General features: G+C 70.5%; 12 protein-coding genes. 6 read left to right on the forward strand and 6 right to left on the reverse strand.

Going from position 1 to position 15,895, the window contains the following annotated elements:
- Window positions 1–39 precede the first annotated feature (39 nt).
- A protein-coding gene (gene prfB, locus C5708_RS00625) for a peptide chain release factor 2 (protein ID WP_242916727.1) occupies window positions 40–1,165 on the forward strand; the annotation gives its coding sequence in 2 pieces (ribosomal slippage) (window positions 40–108 and window positions 110–1,165; 1,125 coding nt in all).
- A 63-nt stretch (window positions 1,166–1,228) separates the two neighbouring features.
- Here the strand turns inward: prfB and C5708_RS00630 are convergent.
- The 3 genes from C5708_RS00630 to C5708_RS00640 form a co-directional block, all read right to left on the reverse strand.
- Entirely contained in the window at window positions 1,229–1,702 is a 474-nt protein-coding gene (locus tag C5708_RS00630; RefSeq protein WP_242916729.1) for a polymer-forming cytoskeletal protein, read from the reverse strand.
- The gene (locus tag C5708_RS00635) at window positions 1,674–2,828 is read right to left on the reverse strand and encodes a peptidoglycan DD-metalloendopeptidase family protein (RefSeq protein WP_242916731.1); all 1,155 of its coding nucleotides are present in this window, start codon (window positions 2,826–2,828) and stop codon (window positions 1,674–1,676) included. The genes C5708_RS00630 and C5708_RS00635 overlap by 29 nt, the downstream gene beginning before the upstream one ends.
- Before the next feature lie 265 nt (window positions 2,829–3,093).
- Complete coding sequence (locus C5708_RS00640) at window positions 3,094–3,561, reverse strand: peroxiredoxin (protein ID WP_242916733.1); 468 nt, start codon at window positions 3,559–3,561, stop codon at window positions 3,094–3,096.
- Window positions 3,562–3,680: 119 nt separating this feature from the next.
- Between C5708_RS00640 and C5708_RS00645 the strand changes: the two genes are divergently transcribed.
- Window positions 3,681–7,757: a DUF3971 domain-containing protein gene (locus C5708_RS00645; RefSeq protein WP_242916735.1), complete on the forward strand. Its 4,077-nt coding sequence runs from the start codon at window positions 3,681–3,683 to the stop codon at window positions 7,755–7,757.
- 13 nt (window positions 7,758–7,770) lie between these two features.
- Here the strand turns inward: C5708_RS00645 and tyrS are convergent, their stop codons facing one another.
- The gene (gene tyrS / locus C5708_RS00650; protein ID WP_242916737.1) at window positions 7,771–9,039 is read right to left on the reverse strand and encodes a tyrosine--tRNA ligase; all 1,269 of its coding nucleotides are present in this window, start codon (window positions 9,037–9,039) and stop codon (window positions 7,771–7,773) included.
- Window positions 9,040–9,445: 406 nt separating this feature from the next.
- Here tyrS and C5708_RS00655 point away from each other — a divergent pair, with 406 nt between their 5' ends.
- The gene (locus C5708_RS00655; protein ID WP_242916739.1) at window positions 9,446–10,555 is read left to right on the forward strand and encodes an anhydro-N-acetylmuramic acid kinase; all 1,110 of its coding nucleotides are present in this window, start codon (window positions 9,446–9,448) and stop codon (window positions 10,553–10,555) included.
- A 105-nt stretch (window positions 10,556–10,660) separates the two neighbouring features.
- Entirely contained in the window at window positions 10,661–11,983 is a 1,323-nt protein-coding gene (locus C5708_RS00660) for an amidohydrolase (protein ID WP_242916741.1), read from the forward strand.
- Window positions 11,984–11,998: 15 nt separating this feature from the next.
- Here the strand turns inward: C5708_RS00660 and C5708_RS00665 are convergent, their stop codons facing one another.
- Entirely contained in the window at window positions 11,999–13,570 is a 1,572-nt protein-coding gene (locus C5708_RS00665; protein WP_242916743.1) for an MFS transporter, read from the reverse strand.
- A 127-nt stretch (window positions 13,571–13,697) separates the two neighbouring features.
- On the opposite strand from C5708_RS00665, the gene C5708_RS00670 reads away from it, so the two are divergent.
- Entirely contained in the window at window positions 13,698–14,567 is an 870-nt protein-coding gene (locus C5708_RS00670; RefSeq protein WP_242916745.1) for a LysR family transcriptional regulator, read from the forward strand.
- A 30-nt stretch (window positions 14,568–14,597) separates the two neighbouring features.
- Here C5708_RS00670 and C5708_RS00675 read toward each other — a convergent pair whose 3' ends face one another.
- Window positions 14,598–15,248, reverse strand: a complete 651-nt coding sequence (locus C5708_RS00675) for an alpha/beta hydrolase (protein ID WP_242916747.1) — start codon at window positions 15,246–15,248, stop codon at window positions 14,598–14,600.
- Window positions 15,249–15,429: 181 nt separating this feature from the next.
- Here C5708_RS00675 and C5708_RS00680 point away from each other — a divergent pair, with 181 nt between their 5' ends.
- A complete protein-coding gene (locus C5708_RS00680; protein ID WP_242916749.1) occupies window positions 15,430–15,891 on the forward strand; it encodes an Rrf2 family transcriptional regulator in 462 nt (153 codons plus the stop codon).
- The last annotated feature ends 4 nt before the right edge of the window (window positions 15,892–15,895 follow it).

The following is a 15,895-nucleotide window of genomic DNA, read 5'->3' on the forward strand; positions in this document are numbered from 1 at the left end:
CGGGCTATCTCCCGCGCCCAACCTTTGGAGTGCGCGAGCATGAGAGCGGATGTCGAGGCCTCAGCGGCCGACATCGAGCAGTCGATCGGACTGCTCAGGAGGAGACTTTGACTGGGAACCGGCCCTAAGGAAGCTGGACGAGCTCAATGCGCGGGTCGAGGACCCGACGCTCTGGGACAATCCCGAGGACGCCCAGGCCGTGATGCGCGAGCGCACCCGGCTGGCCGGGCAGGTCGACGCCGTCCGGTCGATGGAGCGCGGCCTCGCCGACGCCCTTGAATTCGCCGAGATGGCCGAGGCCGAGGGCGACGAGGATTCGCTCAACGACGCCCGCGCCCAGTTGGCGGTGCTGAAGGAGCAGGGCGCCCGCGCCGAGCTCGAAGCGCTGCTGTCCGGCGAGGCCGACGGCAACGACGCCTATCTGGAAATCAATTCCGGGGCCGGCGGCACCGAATCCAACGACTGGGCCGGCATGCTGCTGCGGATGTACACCCGCTGGGCCAACGCCCACGGCATGGCGGTCGACCTGATCGAGGAGACGTCGGGCGAACAGGCCGGCGTCAAGTCGGCCACCCTCCAGGTCAAGGGCCTCAACGCCTATGGCTGGCTGAAGACCGAGGCGGGGGTGCACCGCCTGGTGCGCATCTCGCCCTACGACTCCAGCGCCCGCCGCCACACCAGCTTCGCCTCGGTGTGGGTCTATCCGGTGGTCGACGACGCCATCGTCATCGACATCAACCCGTCCGACGTGCGCACCGACACCTACCGCGCCTCGGGGGCCGGCGGTCAGCACATCAACAAGACCGACTCGGCCGTGCGTCTGACCCACATCCCGACCGGGGTGGCCGTGGCCTGCCAGGCCGGCCGTTCGCAGCACCAGAACCGGGAAGAAGCCTGGAAGATGCTGCGCGCGCGCCTGTACGAACTGGAGCTGCAGAAGCGCGAGGCGGCGGCCCAGGCGCTGGAGGACCAGAAGACCGACATCGGCTGGGGCCACCAGATCCGATCCTACGTCCTGCAGCCCTATCAGATGGTCAAGGACCTGCGCACCGAGGTCGAGACCTCCGATACGCAAGGGGTGCTCGACGGCGATCTCGACGCCTTCATGGCCGCGTCGCTGGCCCAGCGCGTCGGCGTCACCCGCGACGGCGAAGCCGTCTCCTGACGGCGCGGCGACGCGGACGGGTTCAAAGGAAAGGGGCGGAGGCTCGGGTCTCCGCCCCGTTTTCTATTCGGCCGCGGCCGGGCCCAGATTGACCACCTCGGCCTCGATCACCGGCTGCGCCTGGGCCTGGCGCTGGAACTTCAGGCTGCGGCCCTGGAAGAACGCGCCGTTCTCGATCGACAGTTGTTCGTGGGTGATATCGCCGTCGACATAGGCGGTGGCGTAGAGCCGCACGTTCTTGGCCACCACCGACCCGACGATGCGGCCGCGCGCCTCGATGGTCTCGGCCTGGACCGAGCCTTCGATGCAGCCGGTCTCGCCGAGCGTCAGCCGGGCCACCCGCACGTCGCCGCGGACGACGCCGTCGACGTGCAGTTCGCCTTCCCCGATCACGGCGCCCTCGAAGGCGACGTCGTCGGCGATCACCGAGGCGATCTTGGCCGGCTTGCGCGCGCCGCCGAGATCGACGGAGGCTGTCGCCGGCGCGCCGGCGAGCTGGGTGGTGGAGTTAGCCCGGGCCTGCTGTTTGCTGAACATAATCCCCCGCCTTCACAAAGCGGTCCGGGTTCTGTGGACGGCCGTCCACCCAGACCTCGTAATGCAGATGCGGGCCGGTGGAGCGGCCCGTCGATCCCATCGCGCCGACGCGGGCGCCGATGCCGACCCGCTGGCCCACGCCCACCGAGATGGCGGCCAGGTGGGCGTAGCGGGTCTTGAAGCCGCCGCCGTGGTCGATCTCGACGGTCTGGCCATAGCCGGAGCGCTCGCCGGTGAACGAGACCACGCCCGGCGCCGTGGCGTAGATCGGCGTCAGGAACGCGCCGGGGAAATCCAGGCCGGAGTGGAAGGCCGGCCTGTGGGTGAACGGGTCGAGCCGCACGCCGTAGCTGGACGACAGCTGCGGCGCCGAGGTCGGCCGGGCGAAGGGCAGCTTCTCGACCGCCTGGTTCAGCGACCGCATGTCCGACATGTCGGTGGCGGCGTGCTGGATGCGTTCGGCGAAGCCTTCATCCACGTCGAGCACCGCGGCCAGGGCGCGCGGGTCCTTGGCGTCGATCAGCGGGCCGCCCAGGGACGAGGCGCCGGCGCGGGTGAAATTGCCCGGGTCCAGTCCGGCCAGCCGGAAGGCGAGGCGAAGACGCTCGGCCCGGGTCTTGGCGACGTTTTCGGCCTGTTCGATCAGGCGCTCCTGGTCCATGCGGACGGCCTGGACGCGCTGCGAGGCGGTCTCGCCCTTGGTCGGCTTGGGCAGGGCTGCCTGGAGCGCGCCGGGCGTGCGGAAATCGCTGAGCAGCATGGCCAGCGCCTCGTGCCGCTTCTCGACGGACTGGGCGAGGTCGTCGATCGAGCCGTTGGTGACCGACAGCTGCGCGACGGCGCTGTTGAGCCGGGCCTGGCGATCGGCGTTGACGCGCTCGTAATAGGCCTTGAGCTTGGTGACGCGCTGGTTGTCGGCGCCGGTCGAGACGACGTTGGCCAGCATGGCCGCCGTGCAGACGCCCATCCACAGGGCGCAGCCGGCGACGCCGGCCGCCAGGGCCAGCTGACGACGGGTCGTCAGAACCACGCCGCGCATCTCGCCGCCGGAACGGATGTAGAGATGGCGTTCGGGAAATAGCGTTTCCAGCGATCGGCGCAGCTGCGCCAAACGTCCATCAAGCATTACGTCACGGGACCCACCACCGAGAGTTCCGGCGATATGCTATTATCCGAAGGAATTTCGCAAGAGGCGGCGTAGGGGGCACGAAAATGCGCACGGCGAGCCGCCTGCCGTGTGATCGGCGATGGTTGGGCGGATTCGGCGCTCGGGAAAAGGCGTTGTTTCGTCGCGGACATATTGCGGAAGGACGGGCGGTGTTGATTGGCGGCGGCCCGAATCGACCACCGCGCCGTTCGCGCGCCGCCTGCTCCTCGGCCGGCGCGGCCGGTCAGAGGGCCTTAGCCGCGGAGAGAACCTGCGCCACGTGGCCCGGCACCTTGACCTTGCGCCAGACCTGGCGAATGACGCCGTCGCCGTCGATCAGGAAGGTCGAGCGATCGACGCCCATGTACTGGCGGCCGTACATGCTTTTTTGAATCCATACGCCATAGGCTTCGACGACGGCGCCGTCGCCGTCCGAACCGAGCAGCACGTCCAGATCATGCTTGGCCTTGAATTTGCCGTGGCTGGCGGGGGAATCCTTGGAGACGCCGACCACTGTCGCGCCGGCGGCGGCAAACTCGGCGGCGGCCTCGGTGAAGCCCTTGGCCTCGGTGGTGCAACCGGCGGTGTCGTCCTTGGGGTAGAAATACAGCGCCAGCTTGCGCCCGGCGAAGTCGGACAGCCGCACACGGCCGTTCTCGGTGGGAAGATCGAAAGCCGGAGCCTTGTCTCCGGGTTGCAGCGCGTCGGCCATTGTGATTTCCCCAAAGCAGTCGCCGGCAATTCGGCCCCGTTGTCATCTTCGCGGCGCAAAGGGGTGTCAATCGCCCTCGGCTTGAAGTCTGCGGCGGGGCCCGGGGGAATGCAGGTTTGTTGAGGCCGACGCTAAGGCACGCCGTCGAAACGGTCGTCGTCCTCCTCGGCGTGACGGTCGCCCTGCTGGCGGCGGCGGCCTGGCGGCTGAACCGCGGGCCGGTGCCGGTGAACGTCCTCAAGCCGGCCATCGAGCGGCGGCTGGCGGCCCAGACCCCGGGCGGCCGCGCCAGCGTCGGCGGCGTCGGCCTGGTCTGGTACGGCGCCGCCCAGTCGCTGGGCGTTCAGCTCGACAGGGTCTCGGTCGTCGACGCCCGCGGCCGGCCGGTGCTTCAGGCCGGCCAGGTGCAGGCCGCGCTGGCGCTGGATTCGGTGCTGCAGTTCGCGCCCGCGCCGGGGCGCCTCAGCGCCGTCGACTTCTTCGCCGCGATCAGCGTCTCGCCGCAGGGGCGCTACGAGCTGGGCTATGACGCGCAAGGCGCGCCGACGCCGGGGACGGGGGGGCTGGCCGAGATGTTCCGGGCGCTGACCGGGCCGGCGCGGCGATCCGAGCCGCTGAGCTTCCTGCGCGACCTGGAGCTGGATCGCGGCCGGCTTTCGTTGCGCCAGACTGACGGCAGCCTGGCCTGGACCGGCCGCATCGAGCAGATCGGCTTCCACAAGGCGGGCGGCGTCATCACCGGCGTCAGCGACGCCTCGATCGGCGAGGGCGAGGCGCAGGCCCAGCTGAAGGCCAGGGCCAAGGCGGCGGTCGGCCTCAAGGACGCCTACATCGAGGGAACTGTTCGCCGTCTCAACCCGGCGCGGATATTCCCCTCCGCCGGCGTCACCCGGCCGCTGTCGGCCCTGGACGCCGTGATCGAGGGACGCGGTTCGCTCGACTATGCCGCCAGGGCCGGCGTGCGGGCGGCGGACGTGGCCTTCACCGCCGGCGCGGGACGGCTGCGCTTCGGGCAATCGCACCAAAGGTTCGATTCCGCCGACGTGCGGGCCTCCTATGATCCCGGCTCCGGCGAGGTGGAGCTCCAGGGCGTCAAGCTGGTCGCCGAACGCACGCGGCTGGACGTCGGCGGCCGGCTGCGGCTGACCCCGGAAGGCGGCGGCCAGCCGGCGCGGCTGGAGTTCGCCCTGCAGGGGCCGGAGGTGGTGATCGCGCCCGGCGAGGGGGCCTCGCCTCAGCGCCTGGTCAATCTGGCCGCCAAGGGACGCTACACCCCCGAGCTGGGGCGCCTGGAGCTGGACGACGGCCGGGCCACGCTGGGGCATGCGCCCGTGGCGGTGAAGGGCGTGGTGTTCCGCGGCAAGAACGAGACGTCGGGGTGGGGCGCCAAGCTCGAGGCGCATGTCGACGCGCCGATCAACGCCGCCGACCTGTTCGCCTACTGGCCCGAGAATCTCGCCGGCACGGCGCGCGGCTGGCTCAGCCGGTCGCTGCGCGCGGCCGACATCCGCAACATCCGCTTCAATCTCGACCTGCCGCCCGACGCCTTGGCCAAGACGGACCAGCTTTCCAACGAGATGCTGCGGCTGACCTTCGATTTCGCCGGCGTGGGGTTCTCGATCATCCCGGACATGCCGTTGATCCAGGACGGGGCCGGGTCCGGCGTGCTGCTGGGCAACCGCTTCGACCTGACCTTGAAGTCCGGCCGCATGAACGACGTCGCCCTGTCGGAAGGCAGCGTCGAAATCCCCTTCCTGGCCCCCAAGGGCGCGCGCGCCGTCTTCAAGGCCCGCGCGGCGGGCGAAGCCCAGTCGATCCTCAACATCGTCGACGTCGCCCCGACACGGCTGATCAGCAGCAGCGGTTTCGACATCAGGCGGGTCAGCGGCCAGGGCGACGTGAAGATCCAGATCACCCGCCCGATGCTCAGCGACGTGCCGCTGCGCGACTTCACCTTCGCCTATCAGGGCAAGATCCACGGCGCGGGCCTGCACGAGGCCGCTCTCGGCTTCGACCTGAAGGGAGGCGAGCTGACCGTCGACGGCGCCGGCGCCCGGCTGAGCGTCAGCGGGCCGGCGACGGTCGGGCCCTATCGCGGCGGCGTCACCTTCCAGGAGGTGTTCGCCAGCCCCAAGCCGTCGCGCAGCACCATCGATCTCGACGGGGCGATCGACCTGGCGTTCATCGGCCTTTCGGGGGCCGCCGGTTCGGCCGCGCCGCTGGCCGGCCATCTGACGGTCGAGAACAGCGTCGGCGAGGGCGTGCTGCGCTCCAAGGCCTTCGACGGCCAGCTGTCCTGGCGCGAGGGCGACCAGGGCGCGGTGACGCTGCGCGGCTCCGGCGACACCGCCCTTTGGCGCTCCGTGGGACTGCCCCTGGCCAAGGGCGTGCCCGACCGCCTGCCGCTGAGGCTGACGCTCAACAATTCGCCGGCGGGCTGGGCTGGACGCCTGGACGCCGACGCCTATTCCGGCGCGGTGCTGTTCATTCCGGGCAAGGCACCGCGGCTGCGCTACGCGACCGACATCTCGCCCGACGACGCCCGCAAGCTGGGCCTGGGCGGCCTGCCGCTGTTCGAACGCACGCAGTCCCTGGTCATCGACGCCGACCTGGGCGGCGACGACCAGGGCGTCAGCTATGCGCTGGCCGGCATGAAGGGGCGGCTGGGCTGGGCCTCGCGCGACGGCCGCACGACCTATCGCCTGAAGACGGTGATGACGGCCGACGACCTGCGCGCCATCGGCCTGGGCGGGGTGCTGCAGCCGCCGGCCCCCGCGCCCGTCGACGCGGTGGTCGTCAGCGGGCCCGACGGCTGGAAGGGCGAGGCGACCGTGGCCGGGCAGGCGGTGCGCTACCAGTCGGGTCCGCCGGTCGGCGGAAGGCGGACGGTGAGCGTCAGCGGCGACCTCGACGGCCAGGGACTGGCCCGGCTGGGCGCTCCCGCCGGAACCGTCTCGGGCGACATCGCGCTGTCCGGCAGGCTGGACTTCGACACCGCCGGGCTGGCGGGCGGCCGCATCGAGGCCGATCTCGGCCGGGCGGGCCTGGCCTTGCCCGACACCGACTGGCGCAAGCCCGCCGGCCAGCCGTCGCGGGCCTTCGTCGAGTTCGCCCGGCGGGGCGAAGGCGTCGAGATCAGCCGGCTGGTCGCCGAGGGGCCGGGACTTGAGATCAACGCCAGGGGCGCCATCGCCGGCGGACGACTGGCCTCGTTGCAGACCAGCGCGGCGCGGCTCGACGGCCTGTTCGACGGGCAGGTGCGGGTGGCGCAGGACGCCGGCCGCGCCAGCTGGACGGTGCGCGGCCGCTATCTGGACGCGCGGCGCTGGCTGAAGAACGGCGGCCGCAACGCCAGGAGCGGCGGCGCGGCCGGCGGCGGGCAGGGCGGCGGCTCCGGCGGCTATATCGACGCGGCCCTCGACGAGGTGCGGGTCAACCGCAACGGCGTGCTCAGGAGCGTGAAGGCGACGGGACAGTGGGGCGGGGCCTCGCCGCGCCTGCAGCTTTCGGCGACCACCGCCGCCGGGGCGGCCCTGTCGGCGCGGGTGTACGGAGACGGCCCCGGCTCGCAGCTGGAAATCCACGCCAGCGACGTCGCCGACGTCGGCAAGACCCTGTTCGGCGTCAACAGCCTGCGCGGCGGCGAAGGCATGGCCAGCGGCCGGCTCACCGACGGCGGGGCCGACCTGACGCTGCACCTGAAGAACGTGCGGGTGGCGCGGGTGCCGGCCCTGGCCCAGATCCTCACCGTGGCGTCGTTGCAGGGGCTCGCCGACACCCTGAACGGCGGCGGCATCGAGTTTTCCGAGATCGTCGCGCCGCTTCGGCTGCGCGGTTCGCAGCTGACCATCGACCATGCCCGCGCGACGGGGCCGGGCCTGGGCCTCACCGCCCAGGGCGTGATCAACACCGACGCCGACGTCATGGACCTGACCGGAGCTATCGCGCCGGCCTACGGGGTCAACAGCTTCCTGGGCGCGACGCCGATCCTCGGGCCGCTGCTGACCTCGCGCAAGGGCGAGGGCGTCGTCGGCCTGACCTATACGGCCAAGGGGCCGACGGCGTCGCCGCGGGTCATCGTCAATCCGCTGTCGATCGCCACGCCCGGCATCCTGCGGCGGATTTTCGAAGGCATGCCGACGCAGGCCGAGCCCGCGCCGGCGAAACCCCCGGCGAAATCCAAGGCCAAGCCCTGAGAGGCGGGGCCCCTCAGACCGGGCGGACCAGCACGATCTTCTTCTTGCCGGCGGCGAGCTTGAGCACGCCGTCCGCGTTGAGGTCGGCGGCGGTCAGAACCCGCTGGCCGTCGGCCTCGGCGGCGTCGTTGACGCGCAGGCCGCCGCCCTGGGCGAGGCGTCGGGCGTCGGAGCGCGACGAGGCCAGGCCGGCGTCCACAGCCAGGGCCGCCAGGGTGATCCCAGCTTCCAGCTCGGCGCGGGAGACTTCGACCGTCGGCAGGTCGGCGGACAGCCGGCCTTCCTCGAACGCGGCCCTGGCGGCGGCGTTGGCGGTCTGGGCCGCCTCGGCCCCGTGCAGCATCCGCGTGCACTCGTCGGCGAGCACCTTCTTGGCGTCGTTGATCTGGGCGCCTTCCAGGGCTTCCAGGCGGGCGATCTCGTCCAGGGGCAGGTCGGTGAACAGGCGCAGGAACTTGCCCACGTCCGCGTCGTCGACATTGCGCCAGAACTGCCAGTAGTCGTAGGGGCTGAGCAGGTCGGCGTTCAGCCACACCGCGCCGGCCGCCGTCTTGCCCATCTTGGCGCCGGAGGCGGTGGTGAGCAGCGGCGTGGTCAGGCCGAAAGCCTGGCCCTCCGCCTTGCGGCGCACCAGCTCCGTGCCGTTGACGATGTTGCCCCACTGGTCCGAGCCGCCCATCTGCAAGGCGCAGCCGTGGCGCTTGTAGAGCTCCAGGAAGTCGGTCGCCTGCATCAGCATGTAGTTGAATTCGAGGAAGGTCAGCGGCTGCTCGCGCTCCAGCCGCAGCTTGACCGAGTCGAAGGTCAGCATGCGGTTGATGGTGAAGTGCGTGCCGTACTCGCGCAGGAACTCGATGTAGCCCAGCTTGCTCAGCCACGCGTCGTTGTCGACCATGATGGCGTCGGTCGGGCCGTCGCCGAAGGTCAGAAACTTGGCGAACACCTGCTTGATGCCTTCGATATTGGCCGCGATGTCGGCCTCGGTCAGCATCTTGCGCGACTCGTCCTTGCCCGACGGGTCGCCGACCTTGGTGGTGCCGCCGCCCATGACCACCAGCGGCCGGTGGCCGGCCTGCTGCAGGCGGCGCAGCATCATGATCTGGATCAGCGAGCCGACGTGCAGGCTCGACGCGGTGGCGTCGAAGCCGATGTAGCCGGTGACGATCCCCTTGGAGCAGGCTTCGTCCAGGCCCGCTTCGTCGGTGCACTGGTGGATGTAGCCGCGCGAATGCATGGTCTGCAGGAATTGCGAACGCGGGGCGGCGGTCTCGGTGGCGGACATCGGATCGGCTCTCACGAAGGGGTGGGGGCGTTTAGCATGGCGGGACGGGCGGGCCCAAGACGGCGCGCGGGTTGAAACGGGAAACTTGATAAGGCGGCATCGAAGGGCTCCAGGGGTTGTCCGCTGGCCGGAGACCGTCTTCGCTTTTGGAGAAGCCCACGCCGCCGACCGAGGCGGCGTTGGCATCAGGGCATGATCGGTCGGCCGCTCGCTATGCTTGCGAGCGGCGATACGAGGCGAGGTTGGCGCGACGTGCGATCATGGCGCGGAACCTAGCGGCGCGGGCCTCCTGAGGTCAAGCTGGCGGCCGAGCCTTTCCGGTCGACCGGAATCATTCGACGGGAAAGGCTCTCATTCGAAAGTCTGGAGCGCGTCGGCGCGTTCCGGGTCGGAATTCGGGACGATCATGCGCGTATTGGGTTTCATGAGCGGCACCTCCCTGGACGCCGTCGACATGGCGGTGCTGGAGACCGACGGCGTCGCCATCCTCGGCTTCGGGCCGGCGGGCGAGCGCAAGCTGTCGCCGCAGACGCGCGCGGTGGTGCAGGACGCCACCGACCAGGCCCGCCGGTGGCCGCGTGGCGCCGACGCTCCAACCGTGTTCGCCGACGCGGCGCGAGCGGTCGCCGACGAGCATCTGGCCGCCGCCCAGGAATTCCTGGCCGCCAACGGCATGACGCCGTCGGACCTCGATCTGGTCGGCTTCCACGGTCAGACCGTGCATCACGAGCGGCCGACGGCCGAGCGCGTCGGGCGGACGGTGCAACTAGGCGACGGCGAGCGGCTGGCGCGCGGTCTCGGCGTGCCGGTCGCCTTCGATTTCCGCACCGCCGACGTGGCGGCGGGCGGCGAGGGGGCGCCGCTGGCCCCGATCTACCACGCCGCGCGGGCCAAGGCCTCGGGCCTGGAGGCTCCCCTGGCGGTGCTCAATCTCGGCGGCGTGGCCAATGTCACCCTGATCCCGCCGGACGAGGGCGAACTGATGGCCTTCGACACCGGCCCGGCCAACGGCATGATCGACCTGTGGGTCCAGTCGAAGACCGAGGCGCGCTTCGACCAGGACGGCCGGTTCGCGGGAGCTGGCCGTGTCGACGAGACAGCCCTGGCCGCCCTGTTGGCGCATCCGTACTTCCGGGTTTCGGGGCCGAAGTCCCTCGACCGTTACGACTTTCCCTTCGACCCAGTGGCGCATCTGTCGCTCGAGGACGGGGCGGCGACCCTGACCGCCTTCACCGCCGAGAGCGTCGCCCTGGGCCTGCGCGCCTGCGCGCCCGCGCCCCGCGCGATGATCGTCAGCGGCGGCGGACGGCTGAACCCAGTGCTGATGGACGCGATCCGCGCGCGCAGCGGCGCCGAGGTTCTGCTGGCCGAGGAGGCCGGGTGGCGGGGCGACGCCATCGAGGCCGAGGCCTTCGCCTATCTGGCCGCCCGCACCTTGGCCGGACTGCCGATCTCGTTCCCGGGCACGACCGGCGTCGCCGCGCCGATGACCGGCGGCCGCATCGCGCGGCCGTGAGCCGCCGGTTCCGACGCGCACCCATTTTTGGCGCGACGCACTGGACCTGACCCTTGGCTTGGAGCGAGGATCGCCGCTCGAAAATCTGGGTTCCGAGGGGATTTCATGTCCAAGAAGATCTTGCTGGCCGCCGCGATGTCGGGGGCCTTCGCCCTTGGCCTGACTTCCGCCGCCTCAGCTCAGAGCCTGCCGACCGCCGCCGTCGACGCCAAGATCCAGGCGCTCTATCCCAAGGTGGTGTCCTGGCGGCGCGACCTGCACGAGCACCCGGAACTGGGCAACCAGGAGGTCCGCACCAGCAAGCTGGTCGCCGACCACCTGCGCGCGCTGGGGATCGAGGTCCGCACCGGCGTGGCGCGGACGGGCGTGATCGGGGTGCTGAAGGGCGGCAAGCCGGGCGGGGTCGTGGCCCTGCGCGCCGACATGGACGCCCTGCCGGTGCAGGAGCAGACCGGCGAGCCCTTCGCCTCCAAGGCCACCGCCGAATACGGCGGCAAGACCGTGCCGGTCATGCACGCCTGTGGCCACGACAGCCACACCGCGATGCTGATGGGGACGGCCGAGATCCTGGCCGGGATGAAGGACCAGATCGCCGGCACGGTGGTGTTCATCTTCCAGCCGGCCGAGGAAGGCTCGCTGCCCGGCGAGGAAGGCGGCGCGCCGCTGATGGTCAAGGAAGGCGCGTTCAACGCGCCCAAGCCGGGCGCCGTCATCGGCCTGCACGTGTTCCCCGGCCCGGTCGGCCGCATCACCACGCGTCCCGGACCGTTCTTCGCCGGCTCGGACACCATGAGCATCAAGCTGCACGGCAAGGGCACCCATGGCGCTCAGCCGTGGAACGGCGTCGATGTGGTCAGCCTCAGCGCCGCGATCATCCAGGGGCTGAACACCATCGTCGCCCGCCAGGTCGACCTGACCGCCTCGCCTACGGTCATCACCATCGGCCAGGTGCTGGCCGGCACCCGCCACAACGTCATCCCCGAGGACGCGGTGCTGAACGGCACGGTGCGCACCTACGGCGCCGAACGCCGGGCCGACGTCCTGGCCCGCATCAAGCGCACGGTGGCGGACCTCGCCGACAGCTACGGCGCGACGGCCGAGGTGTCGTTCTCGGGAACCAATCCGGCGGTGGAGAACGACGCCAAGCTGACAGCGCTCCTGGGCCCGGCCCTGACCGCCGCGGCGGGCGCGGCGGGCGCCGATCTCAACGCCCGGCCGGTGACCACGTCCGAGGACTTCTCGTACTTCGCCCAGGTGGCGCCGACGGCCTATTTCCTGGTCGGCTCGACCCCGAACTTCAAGGACTACGCCAGCGCGCCAGCCAACCACTCGCCCCACTTCGACATCGACGAGAAGGCGATGCAGACCGGCATGAAGGCCGAGGTCCTGGCGGCGCTGACCTATCTGAACAGCGTCGCCAGGAAATAGGAAGGGCGGCGGGGCTCAGTCCTCCGCCAGCGAGACCGCGTCCGGCTCGGCCAGGCGCGGCTCGACCTGTTGCGGCTCGGTTTGGCCGGCGCGCTCAGGTCCGAACACCAGGAAGGCGAGGCCGGCCAGGACGATGACGCCGATCCCGCCATAGAGCATCACCCAGCCGAAGCCGTCGACCAGCGCGGCGCGGGCGAGCGCGGGCGCTGCGCCGACGGTCTGGGCGAGGTGCGACAGGGCTGAAAGGTCGCCGGCGGCGATCTTCTCGGCCAGGGCGCGCGTCGCGTTCGGATCGAGAGACCCGCCGAGCGCGCCCTTCAGGTGGGCCGCGACGCCGGCCACCAGGACCGCGCCCATCACCGCGATGTTGATGGCCAGGGCGATCAGCCGGGCGCTGATGTCGATGCCCGAGGCCATGCCCGCGCGGTCGGCCGACACCGAGGCGGTGGTGGTGTTGGTGGTCGGCGTGTTGGTTATGCCGATGCCGGCTCCGGCGATCAGCGCGCCGGGCAGCACGGTCAGCCAGTCGGCGTGCGCGGCGCTCGACCCGATCTTCATGGCGATGAGGCCGACGCCGATGGTGGTCAGGCCGAGCGAGATGGCGACCCTGGCCCCGAAGCGCTGGCGCAGCCGCTCGCCGACCGGCGGGCCGGCCATGAAGGGCAGGGTGTAGGCCAGCAGCAACAGCCCGGCCTGGGTGCTGTCATAGCCGAGCCCGCTGGTGAAGTAGATCGGCAGGTAGATGATGAACGGCCAGTAGCTGAAGTTCATGCCGATGCAGCCGACGATCGCGCCGGAGAACTGGCGGATGCGGAACACCGAGAAGTCGAACATCGGGTGCGGGTTGATCCGTTCGACGACGAGAAAGGCGACCAGGGCCGTGGCGGCCGCGACGGCGGCGATGACGCGGGCGGCCAGGCCGAGGTCGGCGCCCTGGGTGATCAGGTAGGAGAAGCCGAACACCGCCAGGGACAGGGTGACGACCCCGGCCGCATCGAGCCGCTTGGCCTGCGGATCGCGCGACTCCCGCACGCCGACCGCGATCAGCCCCAGGGCCAGGACGGACAGCGGCGCATGGATGATGAACACCCACCGCCAATCGGCGAGCGAGGTGATCAGACCGCCGATGATCGGCCCGAAGCCGAGGCCGACCCCGGAGATCATCCCCCAGGCGATGAAGGCGCGGCTGCGCTCGGCCCCTTCCTGGAACTGATGCGAGAGCACGGCCACGGTGCAGAGGAACATCGCCCCGCCGGTCAGGCCTTGCAGGAAGCGGGCGGCGATCAGCAGCGGCGCGCTCTGGGCGACGCCGCAAAGCAGCGAGGCGAGGGCGAAGCCGATGGTGACGATGACCATCACCCGCTTGCGGCCGAAACGGTCGGCCAGGGCGCCCGTCGCCATCAGCACCGTGGTGCAGGCGATGGTGTAGGCGTTCATGATCCATTGCAGGGCCTTGAAATCGGCTTTGAGCGCCGTCTCCAGGGTCGGCAGGATCACCGGCACGCTGGATATCTCCAGGCCGAACATCAGCGAGGCGAGGCAGACGCCGACCAACGCGGCGGTGTTTCGAGATGTTCGTGCTGTCATGGCCGACCTGTCTGGGCCTGCCGCGCGGCAGGACTTGGAAAAACGAAGGCCGCGCTCAAATAAGGGAGATTGAGTATATAAAAAGACGATCCATAGCTATTTCAGAAATGACAAAACGGAATTGATCATGGCGACTTTGGATGTCGAGGCGGTGCGGGCCTTCCTGTTGGTCGCCGACCTGCAGAGCTTCACCAGGGCGGCCGAGGCGTTGGGCAGCACCCAGGCGACGATCAGCGTCAAGCTGCGGCGCCTGGAGGACAAGCTCGGCGCGCGGCTCTTGGAGCGGACGCCGCGGCGGGTGCGCCTGTCGCAACAGGGCGCGGCCTTCCTGCCGGCGGCGCGCGACTTCGTCGCCGCCCACGAGCGGGCGCTGGCGGAGTTCGCCAGCGCGCCCTGCCGGCTGGCGCTGGGCTTCGTCGACCACGTCGCCGGGCCCGAGCTGCCGATCCTGCTCGGCCAACTCCACACCCACGATCCCTCGCTGGTGCTCAAGGTCAGGATCGACACCACCTCACTGCTTATGGAGGAGCTCGACGACGGGGCGCTGGACGCGGTGATCGTCCACAGCGAGGATTCACGGAGCGGCGGCCTGCGTCTGTCCGACACCCGTTATGGCTGGTTCGCCGCGCCCGGTTTCGAATGGCGGCGAGGCGAGCCGCTGCGTCTGGCCATGCCCAGCGTGGCCGAATGCTGCGTTGACCGCCTGCGGGCGATCCAGGCGCTGGACGCCGCCGGCACGCCGTGGAGCGAGGCGTTCATCGGCGGCGGCGGGGCCGCGATCAACATGGCTGTCTCGGCTGGCCTGGCCGTGGCCGCCCTGGCCAGCCGCGCCGCGCCGCCGGGCAGCGTCGAGGTCGGCGCCAAGCTTGGCCTGCCGCCGCTGCCGTCGTCGGAGATCGTGCTGCACGCCAATGGATTGAAGCCGCGGGCGAGCGAGGCGCTACGCATCCTCACCACGGCCTTCCGCGAGCATCGCGGCGGCGTCGAGGCCGCCTGACGGAAGGCCCGCCCGACCGGGCGCGGAAGATCAGGCCGGGTTTTCGGCCAGCCGCTTGTCGAGATAGTCGCCGACGCGCGTCTCGACGTCCTTGAGCTGTTCGCCCCAGAAATGGCCGGCGCCTTCGACGACCTCGTGGTCGATGACGATGCCCTTCTGGGTGCGCAGCTTGGCCACCACGCGGTCGACCTCGGTGGGCGGCACCACGGTGTCGGCGCCGCCGTGCAGGATCAGGCCCGAGGCCGGGCAGGGGGCCAGGAAGCTGAAGTCGTAGGCGTTGGTCGGCGGCGAGACGCTGATGAAGCCGTCGGTTTCCGGCCGACGCATCAGGAGCTGCATGCCGATCCAGGCGCCGAAGCTGTAGCCGGCCACCCAGCACTGCGAGGCGGTGGGGTTGGTGGCCTGCAGCCAGTCGAGGGCGGTCGCCGCGTCGGCCAGTTCGCCGATGCCGGAATCGAATTCGCCCTGGCTGCGGCCGACGCCGCGGAAGTTGAAGCGCAGGACCGAGAAGCCGCGCTTCATGAACAGCAGGAAGAGCTGGGCGACCACCGGGTGGTTCATGTCGCCGCCGGCCTTGGGGTGGGGGTGCAGGATCAGCGCGATCGGCGCGTTGTCCTTCTTGCCTGGCGAATAGCGTCCCTCGATCCGTCCGGCCGCGCCCGTCAGAACCACCTCAGGCATGTCGTCTCCCAACCTTGCGGGAAAGCCGCGAAACGGTCGCCAAATACTTGACCGCTGCGCTTGGTTTTCCTAAATCCAACCCGTTCGCGGGGCGGGGCCCAGCCGGCGCCGCCTGCGCGAAGCGGCGGGTTGTAACACAGGCCGCATCTGATGCGCGCGATTTCTGTGAGGGAATGACGTCATGCGCCTGAGCACGAAAGGCCGCTACGCGGTTATGGCCATGGTCGACCTCGCCAAGCAGCAGGCGGTCAACGAGGACGGCGACCGCGCCGTCTCCCTGGCCGAGATCGCCGCGCGGCAGGAAATCTCGCTCTCCTATCTCGAACAGCTTTTCGCCCGCCTGCGCCGCCACGATCTGGTCAAGAGCGCCCGGGGGCCGGGCGGCGGCTATCGCCTGGCCCGGGCGGCGGCCGACACCTCGGTGGCCGATATCGTGCTGGCGGTGGACGAGCCCCTGCGCGCCACCCGCTGCTCGGGCCGGGGCAGCCCGCGCGGATGCATGATCGCCGGCGCCCGCTGCATCACCCACGACCTGTGGGAGGAGATGGGCCGGCAGATCCACTCCTATCTGTCCAGCGTGTCGCTGGCCGACGTGCTCAGCGGTCGGCTGCGTCCGGACGGACAAACGGCGGAGGCCGCCTGAAGCC

The organism is Caulobacter sp. CCUG 60055 (genome assembly GCF_022750545.1).
In the GTDB taxonomy this organism is placed as follows: domain Bacteria; phylum Pseudomonadota; class Alphaproteobacteria; order Caulobacterales; family Caulobacteraceae; genus PUIC01.